Genomic DNA, 16,213 nt, shown 5'->3' with positions numbered 1-16,213 from the left:
AGGACATTTCATATTTGCTAAATGAGCTTTTCTTAACTCTTACTTTCTAACAAATCCACCTCTTATTCAGCAACGCCCAGAAATCATTATTACCGAGTATTTTTTTCAGCCTTTTTTTTCAGCAGTTTTGAAAAATGCTATCACATGCATAACATCCATAACTACCAGTACTTCTAGCCATCATAGTATCTATCACATCCACCATCATTTTTGATTACTTTATCTAACAAATATACTACAATAACTTCAACACCGCGATTGCGAGGCAGCCCCAAAGGATTCCCTAAAGGGTATATCCGTAGATGTATCCTTTAGGACACCTTCGCATCGTCCGAAGGTATCATTTACTGTGATGGCTGCTAAGTTTCTTGTTCTAATTCTGATATTGCAATTTCTATCATTGGAAAAATATCTGGTAAGTCTTTACTTACCACTTGCCACACTATTTCTAAATCTACCTCAAAATACGCATGAGATAGACGGTTTCTCATTCCTACCATTCTTCGCCAAGGTATTTTTGAATATTGATTTTGCTTGGACTCAGAAATATGATTAGCTGCTTCCCCAATAATCTCAATCAACCTTACTAACGCTAAAGATAGCATTCGCTCTGTTTCTAAATCATTGCGACTATGACCTTGGATAAAGCTCTGAATCTCAATTATTGCTTCTTTGATGTGTTTAAGTCTAGTTAGATCATCAATCTTGGACATAAAGTACTACTGCTTCAGCTAACACTTTGTCTCGAAAAAAACGACTTAATTCAGCGGGTGTTCTTAAATCTACTTCTCGTCCTAGCATCTGCGATAATTCGTCCTGCAAATCAATGATTGCTAATCCTGGTGTTTTTCCTTTAACAAACTCTACTAATAAGTCTATATCGCTAGTGGACGTAAAATCTTCCGTCAGGACTGAACCAAACAAGGATAGTTTATCGATCTCATGACTCTTACAGAAGTCTTCTAGCCTTTTAAAAGGTATTTGAATTGGCAATGCTAAAAGCTTTCTCATCTCCTCTCATTATCGGTATTTATGTACGCGATTCATCTCAATCAATTCATCTACTAATTCTAATGCTACCAAATCAGATTCTATTGCTCGAACAGTAAACGGCGAGGCCCAACTCCAATTACCAGGACAATCAGTAATGGTTACGCGATCGCCTACACAAATCTCGTTGCTGCTTTCTGTTTCTACATTTGATTCTCGATCGGGTAATTCGCTTGGCTCTTGTTTTGTTTCTGTTTCTACTTCCGTTTCTGACTTACTACCAAGACCATCATCGATGATTTTCTCGATCGCAGTAGTTACTTTATTTATCACCATCGTCCAAACTCTATGTATTGTATTTATATTATTGTTGCTACTGGCTGGTGGAATATTGTGGTATTTTTGCTCACCCGTAATCATAGGCGGTTTGTCTTCTTCTTCAGTGCGAATCTTTAAGCCAGTGAAATAAGAGCCAAAGCGATCGCGTTCTCGCTCAATATCCAACCCCAGTTGATTTTTGCCCAAGTCAGATAATAAATTCACAAAGCGACGCAAGGAAAGCGCACGAGTACCTGTGTCATGGCAATGCTCGGCATAGCTGGCATATAACCATTTATTGGTATTTAGATACCATTGAGCTGAATTATTGTCTTTGTCTCTTTTGGCTACACCAACATTGGTTTTGACAGTACTGTCATAAACTACCTTACTATCAAGCCAGTCGGCAATAGGATTGGTTTCTACCAACGTCTGTGCTTTCATTGCTAAAAGTGATGGTACGGCAGTTTCATAGTTTTTGACTATTCTGGTGGCTTCAACTTCATCCATTGCCAGTACCCAATTAAGTAATCCTGGTATATACGGTACAAACTCACCTACCGTCTCGCCATTATGATGTTCGATTAGATTCTTTTGGCGATCGCTTTTAATGGGATTGAGCATCGGGATGGAGATTCTTCTTCTAGCCAAACCTGATGTGTAATCGCTACTTTGAATTACTTCATTGGTACTGACAATTACCAGGGCATCAGGATTAAATCCACCTTTTGACTGCTGGTACTTTACTTCACAGGTCAGGATACTCTTCCCTATGAAGTTTTTGAGTTTACCCACCTCTCCTGCATACCTTTCTGAATCATTGATTAGGACTAAGCGTTTACCTGCTATCGAGGCAGTTTCAAACTTTTCTCCTTCTAGTTTTTTCAGGGTAGTGGTATGTACATTTTCTTGCCCAATTAGCGCGATCGCTAATCTGGTTAAAGTTGACTTGCCTGTTCCTCCTGGCCCAATTAGTTCCAAGTATTTCTGCCAGTCGGTTCTGCCTGTTACTATTCCCAGTAAATATGCTCTCATTAATTGAACTAAATCGCGATCGCCCCTACACATTTCGAGTAACCAATTTTGTATGGGGTCGCAGGTCGCCAGCATGTTGTATTGATAGGGCAGACACCAGGTTAGTTTGTTTTGTGGTAAATGGGGCAGCAGCTTCTTGGTTTTTAGCTCTAGTACCCCGTTGAGCAATGGCAATACTCCAATCGCTTCGTCCCAGGTTCTCACCGCTAAATCCATTTTTAATAATGCGATCGCTCCATTGAGCATCGATACGCTGTAGTTTGGTTTCTTCTTGTTTTTACTTGTTTGGGCAATTTTAATCGCGATCGCTTCTACTTCCGACTTGACTAACTGCCCCATAAATTCAATTGGTTCAACACTCCAAATTCCCTCAGTTTGCGCGCCGTAACGATACCATTGCTGTTGCTCTGTATTCCAGGCTAATTTACTTTTATATTTCTCTGCTAACCACTGAGCCAAATCCGACTGTGACCAGTTCGGTAACTCCCGCCATTTTTCTTGATCGCCTTCCGCTGATTCTGATGTTAATTTTTGTAAGGACACGGGTGAGCCGTCGTACGGCTCACCGTGAGATGTCCGTAAAGATTCGGCTTTAACCGCCTGAGCAATCGCTGATTCTAATCTCGATCTCAGTTCATCAGTACTTAGATTTGGATGCGCCTCTACAAAGTCAGTGAGATCTCCTTTAATTGGCATTTCACTCCATACATCTGTCGGCGAGATGATCGAGCATGGCAAGTTGACTTTAAGACAAGCTGATTTGATTAATTCTGCCTTTTTTTGCCCCACTTCATCATGATCGGGAAAATAAACTAATCCTGCTGCTCCACCCTCAATAAGTTTTGTTAAGTCATCAGTTATACTTTTCTCCTGCCAGTTCGACCCCTGCCACGTTATCGCTGCGATCGCACATGAGCGGGCTGTCTCGACACATCCTTCTCCTTCTAAACCTAAGACCCATTTTCCCTGGCAATGCTTAACTGCTTCAGATAGTTTGTAAGCTCTCCAGTCTTTTGCGCCTTTGCTCCATTGGATTAACCCATTTGACTTAATATGTCCCTGGCGGATTGTTTTCTCTTTTCTACCATCTCCATTTTTCCACTCAAATCTAGACACCCATTGAGTTTTTGAATACCAGTAGCGAGTTTCTATTGCCTCCGAGGGTATTCCTTGCTTAAATAGCCATTCTGGAATAGATGAGGACTTTGGTTTTGGGGCATTAGTTACTGGTGAATCAAGTTGAGCTAATTTTATTTGTCTGTTTAGATACTTTCTCTGCTTCCCTTGCTTCTTCTGTTCTCCTGTTACTTCGCTCCAAGGACTTACTGCCTCACGTATTTCTTTTACGTCACAGCCACATTTGAAAGCTTGATACGAACCATTGCTTTTGTTAATTTTAAACCCGCCATCGCCACACACTGGGCAGGTGCAGTGATACTCTGAACCTGTCTCTTTGACTACGTTTAGCCGCTCTAGGTAATCTAAAATCTGGAATGGTGCTATAAATCCAATCACAGCGCACCTCCCATCCAATTTAAGCGGTGAGACAGTGCTTGTCCTAAAGGACGACGCGAAGCTAGTGCTTTAGCATGCCGCTCCGCATATGTTGAAATGTGGGTGCAGTTTTTACCTAGACCATTTAAGATATACATAGTTGCTAATTCCTTTTTTTGGATATTGGTTTGAAAGCGATCGCACTCCGTCGAAAAGAATTGCGGTCGCTTTTGCGTTTATTGATTAACTACAGTCCATTAAAAAATTCTTTTCTTAACCTCCAAACTTTGTTTTTGATTCTCTGACAGCTTGTTTTAATTCTTCAAAACTACATTTGTAGAGTAAAAGCAACTCAGAAATTTTAGTTACACCCAACGACGGCTCAGTTTTACCACTTTCCCAATTCCTAATTGTCGAATGTGCTACTCCTAATCGAAAAGCAGCTTCTTCTGCTCCTAATCCCGCTTTTTCTCTTAGCTCTTTCATGTCCATAAATATAGTCTTCAAAACACAAGCCATCTCCATTAGACCATTAGATTGATAGATCTAGATTATCACAATCAAATGGTCTAATTCATTTATAAGTCAAATAAATCAATTTGACTAGATTTATTTGATAATCAAATAGTCTAGTTCATTGACAAGTCCATTTAATTAGACTAATTTATTAATAAGTGCAGAATACAAATTATTTGTTTGCACTAGAACAACGTATTTTTTTATTCAAAAAGGAGAGCAGTATAGCTTTGGTCGGCAACTACTCTCCTTACCTACAAACAATATGAGGTATTTACCATCATGACATACATAGCAGAGAAACCAACAGTACAGTCATCTGAACGACAGTTAATCACCATCGAGTTCGCACCCCCGCAAGACCCTAACGAAACTGAATACTGCATCTCACAACCTTTATTCGTCTTCGGCGATCGAGTTATTCAAAGAAATAATTCATCTACCCCATTAACCGTCTGCGGAATGGAGTTAGTTGAATTTAAGACTCCTTTAGGACAACTGCTAAATCAACCGTACTGGAAATATAAAGTAGATAATGGACAAGAACAGGTTTGGTTAGATGAATCGGCTTTAGTTCGTTATTCTCCTACTTGCGCTCAATGCCCTCATTTCAACGACTATCAAGAATCTAATGGACGTGGTTGGTGCCGCTTGTTTGAACAGGCTGCCAAAACTCATCATCATAGAACTAATGACTGCGATTTGTTTGGCGATCAAAATCCCCTCGATGTTCCTCATGCTCGTTTCGCGCTTGATAGTAAAGTGAAAGTCATTGATGCAACTGAACATCATAAGTCGGCTTTTGAGTGGGAAGCTTCCCACTCAAAACGCGACGTACTGAATGGGCGACTTTTGTGATTATCGGTCGTCAATATAATCACGAACTCTATCGCTCTACGGAAGCTTATTTGTCTGAGGCTGCTGCGTCCCGCATAAACTTGTCGGGAAACCCGACAAGACGGGGACTTTGGTATTACTGGTTAATCAACCCCAGTTACGAGTCAACTTATGATGAGCGTCTTTGGGTGGCTGAAGACCAAATTTGTCTGTTTGATGAGTCTCATCTAATCTCTACTGAAGACATCTTTTAGTCGCTCAATCGGGCGATCGCATTACTCGTGCGATTAGGCTCCGCCTAGCCTACGGATCGCTCTTATAGCTTTACTTCTTAACCACCCTCTACAAAATTATCCATCTCGCCATGAATCCAAATATTGATGCTGAACTTCAGCAATTAAAAGCTTATCTGGCTCAGTATCCACATGAAGCTGCCCAACTTGCCGTCAATCATCTAGAAGACTATTTGATTCTGTTCAATGAGTGTCAACGTCTTGAAGATCAAATTAGACAACTTCGACAATCCAATCAATCCAATGTGAATCTTGCTCCCTCGAACAATACTCAATTGACTTTAGAGAATCGTCTTCGTGTCGAAATACTTAAAAGAAATCTAGCATCAGAATCTAATTACAACCAGGCTAAATTTTGGGCAGTGGAATACTACAAATTCTTGCTGCATTTAAACGCATCTTATCTCCAAATAAGAGCCGAACTAATTTCTCTAAAAAACCAACCTTCTCTGCCCTACTTCCTATGAAAAACCGAATCCTTAAATCTCGCTTATCCAAAGCAGGTTTTATTCGACTACCTAAACGAGGTAAGGGTAGCCACAGTGTTTGGCAACATCCATATTACCATATCTGCATCATCCAGTCAGGAAAAGACAGCCACGATGCCAAGCCCTATCAAGTTAAAACCCTTAAACTCGTTCTTCAGCAAGTTTCTGAAAGCTAATCATGCCAACAACTTACCTGCTCTCAGTCGAGATCAAAACCCTTGAGCCTCAACCAGACCAGCTTGATGCCCCATCTAATCTCGTTATCTTTTGTGACTCACAGGATGACTGCTGTATAGCTCAAGGTCTTAATGAAATCAAAACAGCTATCATCGGCACAATTCCACAGATTGGAACTAACTCTCGCCATACTTTACTGTTTAATGTTCAGATCGAGCATGGCGATCATATAGATGCTTTGATTGCCTCCATCGAACACAAAACGCCTCAACCTCCAGAACACAGACTTCGACAAACTGGTAATAATTAACCATTAAACCAGTACAATAGTATTAGTATTATCTTCATAAAGACTATGCAAAATCAAGACTTCGGCTTCAACACTAATGAATTTCTAGGAGAATTATCTTCAATTCCCTACGCTCAGTTCTTTAATGCTTCTGATGAAAAGTTTGGTATTGCCATTACTTCGAGTAATGCCGAACTAGCAAAGTTTGAATTGATTGATGCTTGGCAACCTGTAGAGCATGAGTTTCGTGATGGTACTCAAGAAACTCTTCTGTTAACCAAATCGCCCAGGCTCTTAGTTCTCAATCGTTCTCAACCTATGATGAGCAATGATACTGAGACTATTGCTTATGATAAAAAGAAACATGATGCTGAGGGCTACAAAGCATTCAGCTATGTCGTAGTTTGGTTTTTAGACGATAACAACAAGCCTCTTTCTGAAATGCCTTTTCGGCTTAAATGTAGTGGCTACAGTGGTTTGACTTTTCTTCAGAATTACTCTTACTACAACGTTGCTGATTCCTTCTGCAAACAATTTCTGGCAACCTATAAATCTCTTACTGGCGATAGAGCCATTGATAAGAATGAAGTCTTCTATGCTCATGCTGTTTATCAACCTACCTTTGTTAGGAAGCTCGTAACTTCTAGTGTCAATGGTCAGAAATCTTCTGCTGTGATCACTGACGGCTTTGTCCAGCCTACTCCAGATAATTTTTCCTCTTTAATCATTAAAAATGGTGGAGAAGTTAGCAGCAAGATTAAGCAACTGATTCAAACTACTAAATCTTGGCTTAAATCTGAATCTGATACTCCGCGAGTAGAAGTATCTGATGATAACGCTGTTCAAGCTGCTTTGGCTTTTCAACCTTCAACATTCTGATTCCACGCGATCCTGAAGGGTAGGCGGAGCCTAATCGCTCTTTGATTGTTTAAAATTAACGTTCCCAGTCAGGAAATATTAAACTAGAGAAAAAGAATTTAGTGGAAATCCTCTAAAATCATGCTTGCCAACAATATTTCGACCAATACTCAAACCCTACCTGTGTTACTCAATGTTAGTAACACCGTGCTTCATGTCTCTGCTTCAGAGTTTGATTCTCTTTGCCTAGATAACCCCGATTTACGACTCGAACTCACTAAAGATTATGAATTAATTGTTATGTCCCCTACTGGCGGTGAAAGTGGTGAAAGAAATTTAGAATTAACATTTCAGGTTGCAGCATGGAATAAAAAAAACAAACTAGGTAGAGCATTTGACTCTTCCACTGGCTATGACTTTACGAATATTGATGGCGGTAAGATGTCCCCCGATGTCTCTTGGATTGACTCGTCTCGTCTCGATGGAATTGATATTACAGGCTTTATTCCCATCGTTCCTGATTTTGTTATTGAACTTCGTTCTGCTACTGATAGATTAAATACTCTACAATCCAAGATGCTTGAGTATCAACGATTGGGTGTGAAGTTGGGGCTGCTCATTAACCCTCAAGATAACCAGGTTGAAGTTTATCGACTCGATCAGCAGACAGAAATCTTCGATTCTCCCACTGCGATCGATTGCCAGCCCCTCATGCCTGGTTTTAACCTTGATTTGACCGAGATCCTTTAGCTACAACTGAACTTAATGACCCAGACCCAGCCTAGAAGAAGGGAGCGCTGGAAACCTTGAAAATTTAATGTGTTGAAGCTAGTTTGACTTCTGAGTTAGTTTAATTTGTTTGGGCGATCTGGAATTGACATCCTCCTCACGCCTAAAGGCGTGAGGATTCCAAAGATTGCTCTTTGGGCTTCCTCTTTCCACGACCCGACTTACTTGGAGGAGTTGCCTCAACGCCAGTCGCTACAACGGGGGGAACCCCCGCAACGCGCTGGCTCCCCAAGCAGTGGTCGATGTCTCCAGAGGCGTTTTCCAGTTCTAGACTAGACGTTCCTGTATGCCCTACAGTACGCAAACCTTTCTCTAATATGTTTCGAGCTGCATTCCAATCTCTATCTTGCGTATGCCCACAATGAGGACAAATATGAGTTCTAACACTCAAAGATTTTTTGACAACCTTGCCACAGTTGGAGCAATTTTGACTGGTGTAGTGCGGTGGAACGGCAATTGTGACCACCCCAAAAACCTTGCCAAAATATTCAACCCACGTACGGAAAGTCGTCCAAGCTGCATCGCTAATATGTTTTTAGCTGAGTCTAATTATTCTGACGACACCCATGACTGGGGTTGGGATGGCCCATCAGCTCTCTGATATTTATTGGCACTTCCTTGGACGATATGAATGATTCTCAGACCACGGCGATCGCGACAATAGAGAGACAAAACAGTCGGTCAGAGGTTTAAAAGAATTATTTAAAGCGATTCTAACTTCGTATAGGTTATTGTTTGATTAATCTTGGGTTTACCAAAACGTGACCAAGCATTACCACCACGTAAAAATAGTTCCATCCAAGTTACTTTTTGACCATCTTTTTTCTGCCAGCCAGAACTACCAGGAGCAAAAGCTAAAGTTCCCTCTGGGACTCGAAAGCTACCATCAGAATAAATAGCATCGCTGACTACATCACCGACGCGAACTGTTACCTTGCTGGACAGAGGTAAATCGACACTGCTTGCTGGTATGGTAGTTTTAATGTTGCCATAACCATCAATCCAAGCCACACGGTCTGTAGGCAAGTCGGGAATTTGCGTAGGTATAATTTCAGATCCCAACAAACTATAGTCACCAAGAGCGATTGCTGCTGCTGCACTCGGAAAAACATCGCGAGAGCGAAATTGAGAACCACCTCTAGATACTTCAATCGTATTAATCTGTAGGGCTTCTGACTTGATCGACGAGAGAGTATAGCCAGCCACAACACCAACTACCTCAACGTTGTTGTGAAGCTTAACGTAGGTCAAGCCTTCACCTTCATTATCGGGTCGAGCTTCCTTGTCGTCTTGCCGAGGAGCGCAGTTATGAAAGATTAAACGTTCGGGCGCACCTGGGTTTAAACCAAGTTGAGCAATCCAAAATCCTGTTGCCAAGGTACTAAAAGGAGGAACACTTAAACAATAGATTTGAGCAGACGGCAGTAAATGATTTAGACGTTGACTAACTTCTGCGAATGCAGGATCGCCAATACCATAATCGGCAATGAGATTGATAAACATTTATATTTAGTGAGATAGCGACGGTTTTCTTTTTAATAGTATTCTTTTATTGATAACCAATAACTGTCTTAATACTTTCTATCCCTACATTTAAAGCCTTATCTGCTGTCTCGTATATTTCCTGGGGCTGATGATGGATCGAACTATCCCAGAAGACTATCTCATACTGAAAATAATCACCAACACGATAAACAATAAGTGTTGCTCAATCTTTTTTGATTCCGACATCATCTGTATTAGGATGTTGATCGGGTGTATTTTCATCTGTACTACCTAAAGTATTGGTAAAACCATCATTTTCAAACAATGTTAAATGCTATTTCGCCAACAGAAAAACCTTTAGCTCTACTAATAAATCGTATCAGTTGGCAAACCATTCAAAATAATCTTTTCTAAATTAAGGAATCCACGATTGTAATCATAGACACGAGAATAATTAACATCGATTTTACTATCCAATATTTTAGCTGGGGGTAAATTGATTTCGATACCATTTGGCTTAACAATAATATTTGAATTGGTTAGCTGACTCAAATCCACTCCTGCTCTAACTTCTCCCCGTGCAATATAGAGTAATCGAGTAGTCGCTAGAGAGAAATCACCTAACTTACGTTCTGCTGAAGCAGGAACGATGGTTTCTATAGTTTGTACCGCAGTAGATAATTCTTGAATATTTCTAATCTTTTCAACAATTAGCGTTGAAGTGTCTACTTTAGGCTCAATCGGTGAGATTTTAAACAAATTACTCACAAAATCTAAGGCGCGATCGCCTGTACGCCAGATACTCAAAACCAACAGTAAAATCAATAAATTTATTCCGCCAGCAGTCAAAAAAAATAGTTTTTGCCAAAAGGATAAATTAGATTTAGATATTGCCATAAGTCAATTAAATAATTAATAAATAATAAAATCCAGAAACTATATACAGATAAAAATTAAGCTTAATCTTCATATCATTGTAGTTGGAACAAATCATCATCCTGAATATTTTGGAGTGGAAAATGAGCTACCTGATCATGCTGATAGTATCGTCGTAACAGAAGAAATACTAGTGTTACTTGAGAAAATTTGTTATGCTATAACACCGTATATAGTGCATTAGATAAATAATTTAAAAATAATTGAAACTTTTATGACTTCAGTTTTATCTCAACAGGGACATCTTCCTTCTCCTCAAGACAATATGTCAGCCAATCCCATTTTTAATCCAGGGGGAGATGATCGCGTAGAAAACCGTTCGATTTGGTTTGGCAACACTACTAACCTGATGCAGCTTAACGATGTACGGTATTCTTGGGCGACTGGGTTATATCAACAGATGCGGGAAAATTTTTGGATTCCGCAAAAGCTAGATTTGACTCAAGATGTCACTGATTATTGGAATTTAACTAAAGAAGAACGTCGCGCTTACGACGGCATACTTAGTTATTTAACTTTTTTAGATTCGGTACAAACCTGTAACATACCCCATATCAAAAGTTGTGTGACTGCACCAGAAGTCAGTGTTTGTATGGCAGAACAAATTTCTCAAGAGGGAATGCATAACCAGAGTTATCAGTATATTATCGAAACCGTAATTCCCAGCGATCGCCGTAGCAGTGTTTATGAGTTTTGGCGTACTGATAAGATCCTTTCAGATCGTTGTGAGTTTATTGCGTCGATTTATCAAAAGTATATAGATAGTCCTACTCCAGAAAATTACTTTGTGTCATTGTTAGCAGACTATTTACTCGAAGGAGTTTACTTTTATAACGGCTTTATTTACTTTTATAATCTAGCTTCGCGGATGCTAATGCCAGGTAGCGCGGATATCTTTAAGATGATTAACCGTGATGAACTTTCTCATGTTCGACTTTATCAAAAACTTCTACCAGAAGCGATGCAGCTATTTCCCCACTCCCTTGAGCAAATTTATGAAATGTTTGATACCGCAGTGCAGCATGAATGTCGGTGGACAAATCATATCGTTGGTGACAGCGTCTTAGGTATTACGGTCGATAGCACGGAACATTACACTAAATATATGGCAAATATGCGCTTGCGTTCCATTGGCTTGAATCCTTTATATACTGATGAGCAATACAATAAAAGTCCTTATCGACACCTAGAAAGATTTTCCGACACCAAAAAAGAAGGTCACACTAAAGCCAATTTCTTTGAGGCTGGAGTTACTAGTTATGTGATGTCTTCTGGCGTTGCTGGTTGGGATGAAATTTAACTAACCTACAAAAATGCGATCGCTGGTTACTTGTTCGAGAATTAGATTAGACGGATCAACTTCTTTTAAGTCTCGACATCGTTGAGTTTTAATCATAGTAATCTGGCTAGTTAAGACAAAACTGACAAAAGATGCGATCGCAATTACTGGTAACATTGCCGTACCTGAAAGTACACTGAGGATAATACTAGTACTGACGGGAGTTTTAGTGACGGCTACATTGATTGCTGCCATTAAGCAAACCATGCCCACAGTAGGATGAACCTGAGGTACTGCCAGAGATAGTGCATAACCGACATTAGCACCGATAAAAAACAGGGGGAAGATAAAGCCACCTAAAAAGCCAGAATTGAGAGTAAAGCTAATGGCAAACATCTTAGCAACAGCGATCGCCAGTAACAAACCCACACCCAAGCTAGCCCCCGTTTCAATTACAGTTTGAATTTGTGCCTCACTAAAGAAGAGAGTTTGCGGGAAAGCAAAAGCAATTAGACCAATAGATAAACCACCTAAAGTTGCTAGGACAATCGGATATTGTTCTAGGGGGTTAAGTAGCTTACCAATAATGCGGAAGATGATTATAAACATGATTGCCAATCCCGCACCAATCACACCCAAAACTAAGCCTTCTAACAAGTTTTGAGGAGACAATGCAGGAACTTCTTCAAAATGATAAAAACCACCGATAGTTATGCCCGTATTGAGTCTAAAGACAGTAAAAGAAAAAATGGCAGCAATAATCGTCGGGGCGATCGCTTCAAAATACTGTAAACCCCGACGATGAGGAATTTCTAGGGCAAACAAAGCTGCGCCAATAGGTGCGCCAAAAAAAGCCCCCAAAGCTGCACTCATCCCACAAAATGTCAAAATTCTGACGGAAGTTTTGGTTAACTTTAACCTATCTCCCAACCAGCTACCAAAACTACCATTGACTTGAACCAAAGGTGCTTCAGGACCAGCACTTCCACCAGAGGCAATGGCGATTAAAGAAGCAATAATCATCGCTGGAGTTTTGCGGATATCAATTTTACCTGGATTGTGAATTTTATCGACTACCTGCGCCATTTCTCCAGGTAGCCCGAAAAAATAAAGAGCTAAACCAACAAAAAACCCTCCAACAGTAGTGGCAATCCAGACATAGTTACTAACCCCAAGCCAGCTAGGAAAATAAGGCTTGACTATTTCTGGCAGCGTATCCCACATACCGTGCATCATGGTTTCTAGCACGAAGTAGTAAATAGTAGCTACCATACCGCCAAATATACCAATAATTACAGCACAAAGATAAAGCTGTAAGTAAGTTAGCTGTCTAGGATTGCTGATGTTTTCGTGGCAATCGCTTATCTCAATCTGACTATTCGACGACATCATGACCCCTAATATTTTGTAAACATGTAAAAATCTGTTAATCTTTATACTTTTAAAAAAAACAGTAACAATAGCTACATTTTGCTGACTATTTTTGTATGATTTAAATATGCGCTCTTTAGTTAGCAGAGCGATCGCGCAATGTCTAAAAATTAATTGGCTAATTGAAAAAGGCTAAAATGAAATCACCAAAAATGTCCCGTGACGTGCTGTATGTCCCACTTTATTTAAGAAGTTTCAACGCTAGCGAAAAAATAGCAGTAGTTTTATTGATTGTTATTAGTTCAATTACAGTAGGTTTACTGCCGATTATTTACAGTTTGACCAACACATCCGAACCGACCACAACAACGATCTACAGCAGCGAAGCAGATCTTTGGGATGTATTTGGAGAAAGAAATTGAGTTGTTTGATCGAAAATAAAGCTTAAACTATTACTTCAGTCAATTTACTTTTTTATAAGCGATCGCTTCCTCTTGAGCAACCTCTACTTCTGGTTCTCCATGACCACCCGTAGGTTCTTTGAGAAAGAAGGCACAAAGGCTAGCCACAATCAAAGCCACAATTCCTAACATTTGGAAAAAGAATCGATCTCCGCCACCACCTTCAGGCAGTAAGCTGTAGATAGTTAGATAGGCGACTGCCCCTACATTGCCATAAGCTCCTACATTACCTGCTATCTGACCAGTAACGCGAGGTTTAACTAAAGGAACAATGGCATAAGTCGCACCTTCAGTTGCCATCACGAAGAAAGAGGCAAACATAGTCATAATCACGATTAAGGGAAGAGCTATCTTACCTAGGCTACTAAAAATTAGATAGCCAATTCCAGTACCAGCTAGTGTTACAGCTAGCGTCCATTTACGACTGCCGATTTTATCAGAAATAAAACCACCTCCAGGGCGAGCTACCAGGTTCATAAAGGCATAAGTTCCTGCAATTCCCCCCGCTAATGCTGCGGTTAAGCCGAAAGTTGTTTCAAAAAAGGTTGGCAACATGGAAACAACTGCTAATTCCGAGCCAAAACAAGCGACATAAGCAAGTTCTAACAGGGCAACCTGAGAAAACTGATAGCGATCTGCTGCTGGATAGCGTTTTGCTCCAGTTATTAGTTGGCGATTGACTTGGTAAATATTGAAAGCTTGGAATAGATATAGGGCAACTAAACCAGCCCAAATCAAATACATTGTTTCTGCACCATACAGCCCCACTTTCTGTAATCTCCAGGCAATTACACCTAAAATTCCCACTAGAGGTATATTCATAACCAGCAAAACCCAGAAGTCTTTTTTACTGGTTACTTCTAATCCCGCACTACTTTGGGGTCGCTGATATACTTTGCCAGGTGGAGTATCTTGGACATTAAAGAAATAAAATATTCCGTAGATTGCAGTAACAATTCCAGTTAAGGCGATCGCCAATCTCCAGTTAAGTTGGCTGGCGGTAAAAACGCCCGTTAATGTAGCAATAGTGGGTAAAGTAAAGGCAGATGCAGCCGAGCCAAAATTGCCCCAGCCTCCATAAATTCCTTCAGCTAGACCGATTTCCTCAGAACTAAACCATTCTGCTACCATCCGAATTCCAATTACGAACCCGCAACCGACAATACTCAAAGCCAAACGGCTAATTACCAACTGAGTAAAGTTTTGAGACAGTGCAAAGGCAATTGAGGGGATAGCTGCATATACCAGCAAACAAGAGTAGGTAATTCTTGGACCAAAACGATCTAGGATCATCCCGATAATAATCCGAGCAGGAACTGTCAGGGCAACATTACAAATAGCAAGAGTTCTAATTTGTACGGGTTCTAAGCCAAATTCTGTTTGTACTGCTGTTGAAAAAGGAGCAAAATTGAACCAGACTACGAAGCTTAAGAAAAAAGCAAACCAAGTTAAGTGTAAAATGCGATAGCGACCACTAAATGACAAAATTCCAGACATAATTTATTTTTGGCAATCTACAAGTTTTTCTGCCGATCACCTCATTTCGCGTCATTTGTTCCCTGCTTGAAGTATGTTAGGAACATTTTTATAAAACGCAAAACACTAATGAAGTACTAATTAATTGAGCGGCAATAAAGTTAATTACTATTTGATTATCAATATAAAAAAGTCTTGGTCTAATTAAATGTATATTTAGCTACTCTTCTGGTTTTAAAATGCTATTTATGTGATTTGATGATGTAATTATTAACTGATGTCGATGTTACGCACGTTTGTTGTTTGGCAAAAATTGCAATATGTGGAGATTGGGATATATTAAAATACTAAAAAATGCTAAAATTAGCTAACCCAGTTATCCAGTTGCAGACTTGGTACACGACTAAACTCTTTCACATTATTAGTAATCAAAATTACCTGCAAACTTAGCGCATGGGCAGCAATTTGAGTGTCTAATGAACCTATAGGAGTTCCTTCTTTTTCTAACATTGCTCTAATATTTCCATAAATAACAGCAGCAGCATGATCAAAATCTACAATCTGCAAAGGTAATATAAATTGTGTTAATGCTTGTTGATTTCTGGTAGGAAATTGACTTTTTTGAACGCCAAATTCTAGTTCGGCTACAGTAATGGCAGAAATTCCAATTTCACCAACTTGATAGGTATTAAATTTTTGCAATAATTCTAAAGGTTTTTGCTTAATTATATAAATGCAGATGTTTGTATCTAATAAAAATTTCATTCAAAAGCACTTTCTCTCTCTTGTGATTCTGGTTGCTGGCGTGGTTCACTCATAAAATCATCGGAAAATTGTTCTAGGCTATCGAACAGTGTTTCCCAAGAATCTTGATAGGGCAAAAGCACTACTGCATTACCCACACGCTTAATTAAAACTTTATCCCCTGCAAAACGATATTTTTTAGGCAGTCTAACTGCTTGACTTTGACCATTTTGAAATAATTTAGCTGTTTCCATGATTGATTTTTAATATATATATATAGTATATACTTTGGTTGAGAGTTTAGAAAATAAGGAATCATTTTAGCAGTCAGTATTTTCTAAGCAAATTAATGCTAGTTTTATTGCCATCCTTTTAGT

Annotated in this window: 19 protein-coding genes and 1 pseudogene; 9 read left to right on the top strand and 11 right to left on the bottom strand. The window is 39.6% G+C overall.

Annotated features, from left to right (window positions below; all coding sequences use genetic code 11):
• Positions 1 to 359 precede the first annotated feature (359 nt).
• The 4 genes from C7B62_RS15635 to C7B62_RS15620 form a co-directional block, all read right to left on the bottom strand.
• Positions 360 to 713, bottom strand: a complete 354-nt coding sequence (locus C7B62_RS15635) for a DUF86 domain-containing protein (RefSeq protein WP_106238448.1) — start codon at positions 711 to 713, stop codon at positions 360 to 362.
• The gene (locus tag C7B62_RS15630; RefSeq protein WP_106238443.1) at positions 700 to 1,011 is read right to left on the bottom strand and encodes a nucleotidyltransferase family protein; all 312 of its coding nucleotides are present in this window, start codon (positions 1,009 to 1,011) and stop codon (positions 700 to 702) included. Before C7B62_RS15630 ends, C7B62_RS15635 begins: the two co-directional genes overlap by 14 nt.
• A 9-nt stretch (positions 1,012 to 1,020) precedes the next feature.
• The gene (locus tag C7B62_RS15625) at positions 1,021 to 3,858 is read right to left on the bottom strand and encodes a phage/plasmid primase, P4 family (RefSeq protein WP_146132118.1); all 2,838 of its coding nucleotides are present in this window, start codon (positions 3,856 to 3,858) and stop codon (positions 1,021 to 1,023) included.
• Positions 3,859 to 4,110: 252 nt separating this feature from the next.
• Entirely contained in the window at positions 4,111 to 4,323 is a 213-nt protein-coding gene (locus tag C7B62_RS15620) for a helix-turn-helix transcriptional regulator (RefSeq protein WP_199194218.1), read from the bottom strand.
• A 312-nt stretch (positions 4,324 to 4,635) separates the two neighbouring features.
• Here C7B62_RS15620 and C7B62_RS15615 point away from each other — a divergent pair, with 312 nt between their 5' ends.
• From C7B62_RS15615 to C7B62_RS15585, 7 genes are all read left to right on the top strand, one after another.
• Complete coding sequence (locus C7B62_RS15615) at positions 4,636 to 5,211, top strand: hypothetical protein (protein WP_146132117.1); 576 nt, start codon at positions 4,636 to 4,638, stop codon at positions 5,209 to 5,211.
• A complete protein-coding gene (locus C7B62_RS15610) occupies positions 5,208 to 5,444 on the top strand; it encodes a hypothetical protein (protein WP_106238436.1) in 237 nt (78 codons plus the stop codon). Before C7B62_RS15615 ends, C7B62_RS15610 begins: the two co-directional genes overlap by 4 nt.
• A gap of 110 nt (positions 5,445 to 5,554) precedes the next feature.
• Complete coding sequence (locus tag C7B62_RS15605) at positions 5,555 to 5,950, top strand: hypothetical protein (protein WP_106238431.1); 396 nt, start codon at positions 5,555 to 5,557, stop codon at positions 5,948 to 5,950.
• Positions 5,947 to 6,147 carry a type II toxin-antitoxin system HicA family toxin gene (locus tag C7B62_RS15600; RefSeq protein WP_106238429.1) on the top strand — a complete coding sequence of 67 codons (201 nt, stop codon included), beginning with the start codon at positions 5,947 to 5,949 and terminating at the stop codon, positions 6,145 to 6,147. Before C7B62_RS15605 ends, C7B62_RS15600 begins: the two co-directional genes overlap by 4 nt.
• Before the next feature lie 2 nt (positions 6,148 to 6,149).
• Entirely contained in the window at positions 6,150 to 6,458 is a 309-nt protein-coding gene (locus C7B62_RS15595) for a hypothetical protein (RefSeq protein WP_106238426.1), read from the top strand.
• 45 nt (positions 6,459 to 6,503) lie between these two features.
• On the top strand, positions 6,504 to 7,316 hold the full coding sequence (locus C7B62_RS15590; protein WP_106238423.1) for a DUF5895 domain-containing protein: 813 nt from the start codon (positions 6,504 to 6,506) through the stop codon (positions 7,314 to 7,316).
• 120 nt (positions 7,317 to 7,436) lie between these two features.
• Positions 7,437 to 8,045: a Uma2 family endonuclease gene (locus C7B62_RS15585; protein WP_106238420.1), complete on the top strand. Its 609-nt coding sequence runs from the start codon at positions 7,437 to 7,439 to the stop codon at positions 8,043 to 8,045.
• A gap of 142 nt (positions 8,046 to 8,187) precedes the next feature.
• Here the strand turns inward: C7B62_RS15585 and C7B62_RS15580 are convergent.
• From C7B62_RS15580 to C7B62_RS15570, 3 genes and pseudogenes are all read right to left on the bottom strand, one after another.
• Positions 8,188 to 8,619 (bottom strand): annotated as a pseudogene (locus C7B62_RS15580) (RNA-guided endonuclease InsQ/TnpB family protein); the annotation flags it as partial.
• Between the two features lie 167 nt (positions 8,620 to 8,786).
• Positions 8,787 to 9,587 (bottom strand): S-adenosyl-l-methionine hydroxide adenosyltransferase family protein, encoded by an 801-nt coding sequence (locus tag C7B62_RS15575; RefSeq protein ID WP_106238416.1) that lies wholly within the window; start codon positions 9,585 to 9,587, stop codon positions 8,787 to 8,789.
• A 348-nt stretch (positions 9,588 to 9,935) separates the two neighbouring features.
• Positions 9,936 to 10,466 carry a DUF4230 domain-containing protein gene (locus tag C7B62_RS15570; RefSeq protein WP_106238413.1) on the bottom strand — a complete coding sequence of 177 codons (531 nt, stop codon included), beginning with the start codon at positions 10,464 to 10,466 and terminating at the stop codon, positions 9,936 to 9,938.
• Between the two features lie 304 nt (positions 10,467 to 10,770).
• Between C7B62_RS15570 and C7B62_RS15565 the strand changes: the two genes are divergently transcribed.
• Entirely contained in the window at positions 10,771 to 11,805 is a 1,035-nt protein-coding gene (locus C7B62_RS15565; protein ID WP_106238461.1) for a ribonucleotide-diphosphate reductase subunit beta, read from the top strand.
• Here the strand turns inward: C7B62_RS15565 and C7B62_RS15560 are convergent, their stop codons facing one another.
• Entirely contained in the window at positions 11,806 to 13,173 is a 1,368-nt protein-coding gene (locus tag C7B62_RS15560; RefSeq protein ID WP_106238407.1) for a chloride channel protein, read from the bottom strand. It abuts the gene before it with no gap.
• 179 nt (positions 13,174 to 13,352) lie between these two features.
• Between C7B62_RS15560 and C7B62_RS15555 the strand changes: the two genes are divergently transcribed.
• Positions 13,353 to 13,577: a hypothetical protein gene (locus C7B62_RS15555; RefSeq protein WP_106238403.1), complete on the top strand. Its 225-nt coding sequence runs from the start codon at positions 13,353 to 13,355 to the stop codon at positions 13,575 to 13,577.
• A gap of 39 nt (positions 13,578 to 13,616) precedes the next feature.
• Here the strand turns inward: C7B62_RS15555 and C7B62_RS15550 are convergent, their stop codons facing one another.
• The 3 genes from C7B62_RS15550 to C7B62_RS15540 all read right to left on the bottom strand — a co-directional run bounded on the left by C7B62_RS15550 (position 13,617) and on the right by C7B62_RS15540 (position 16,090).
• On the bottom strand, positions 13,617 to 15,116 hold the full coding sequence (locus tag C7B62_RS15550) for a NarK family nitrate/nitrite MFS transporter (protein ID WP_106238399.1): 1,500 nt from the start codon (positions 15,114 to 15,116) through the stop codon (positions 13,617 to 13,619).
• Between the two features lie 339 nt (positions 15,117 to 15,455).
• The gene (locus C7B62_RS15545; protein ID WP_106238396.1) at positions 15,456 to 15,857 is read right to left on the bottom strand and encodes a type II toxin-antitoxin system VapC family toxin; all 402 of its coding nucleotides are present in this window, start codon (positions 15,855 to 15,857) and stop codon (positions 15,456 to 15,458) included.
• Positions 15,854 to 16,090 (bottom strand): antitoxin, encoded by a 237-nt coding sequence (locus tag C7B62_RS15540; RefSeq protein WP_106238393.1) that lies wholly within the window; start codon positions 16,088 to 16,090, stop codon positions 15,854 to 15,856. The genes C7B62_RS15545 and C7B62_RS15540 overlap by 4 nt, the downstream gene beginning before the upstream one ends.
• Between the last annotated feature and the right edge of the window lie 123 nt (positions 16,091 to 16,213).

It is taken from the genome of Pleurocapsa sp. CCALA 161, assembly GCF_003003995.1.
Lineage (GTDB): Bacteria > Cyanobacteriota > Cyanobacteriia > Cyanobacteriales > Xenococcaceae > Waterburya.
The sequence above is the reverse complement of the archived record's forward strand: the minus strand, read 5'-3'. Positions and strand labels throughout refer to the sequence as shown.

Bases quoted from the DNA above. Each gene is read 5' to 3' on its own strand.
- C7B62_RS15635 (WP_106238448.1), bottom strand. From the start codon at position 713: ATGTCCAAGATTGATGATCTAACTAGACTTAAACACATCAAAGAAGCA.
- C7B62_RS15630 (WP_106238443.1), bottom strand. From the start codon at position 1,011: ATGAGAAAGCTTTTAGCATTGCCAATTCAAATACCTTTTAAAAGGCTA.
- C7B62_RS15620 (WP_199194218.1), bottom strand. From the start codon at position 4,323: ATGAAAGAGCTAAGAGAAAAAGCGGGATTAGGAGCAGAAGAAGCTGCT.
- C7B62_RS15615 (WP_146132117.1), top strand. From the start codon at position 4,636: ATGACATACATAGCAGAGAAACCAACAGTACAGTCATCTGAACGACAG.
- C7B62_RS15605 (WP_106238431.1), top strand. From the start codon at position 5,555: ATGAATCCAAATATTGATGCTGAACTTCAGCAATTAAAAGCTTATCTG.
- C7B62_RS15600 (WP_106238429.1), top strand. From the start codon at position 5,947: ATGAAAAACCGAATCCTTAAATCTCGCTTATCCAAAGCAGGTTTTATT.
- C7B62_RS15595 (WP_106238426.1), top strand. From the start codon at position 6,150: ATGCCAACAACTTACCTGCTCTCAGTCGAGATCAAAACCCTTGAGCCT.
- C7B62_RS15590 (WP_106238423.1), top strand. From the start codon at position 6,504: ATGCAAAATCAAGACTTCGGCTTCAACACTAATGAATTTCTAGGAGAA.
- C7B62_RS15585 (WP_106238420.1), top strand. From the start codon at position 7,437: ATGCTTGCCAACAATATTTCGACCAATACTCAAACCCTACCTGTGTTA.
- C7B62_RS15575 (WP_106238416.1), bottom strand. From the start codon at position 9,587: ATGTTTATCAATCTCATTGCCGATTATGGTATTGGCGATCCTGCATTC.
- C7B62_RS15570 (WP_106238413.1), bottom strand. From the start codon at position 10,466: ATGGCAATATCTAAATCTAATTTATCCTTTTGGCAAAAACTATTTTTT.
- C7B62_RS15565 (WP_106238461.1), top strand. From the start codon at position 10,771: ATGTCAGCCAATCCCATTTTTAATCCAGGGGGAGATGATCGCGTAGAA.
- C7B62_RS15560 (WP_106238407.1), bottom strand. From the start codon at position 13,173: ATGTCGTCGAATAGTCAGATTGAGATAAGCGATTGCCACGAAAACATC.
- C7B62_RS15555 (WP_106238403.1), top strand. From the start codon at position 13,353: ATGAAATCACCAAAAATGTCCCGTGACGTGCTGTATGTCCCACTTTAT.
- C7B62_RS15545 (WP_106238396.1), bottom strand. From the start codon at position 15,857: ATGAAATTTTTATTAGATACAAACATCTGCATTTATATAATTAAGCAA.
- C7B62_RS15540 (WP_106238393.1), bottom strand. From the start codon at position 16,090: ATGGAAACAGCTAAATTATTTCAAAATGGTCAAAGTCAAGCAGTTAGA.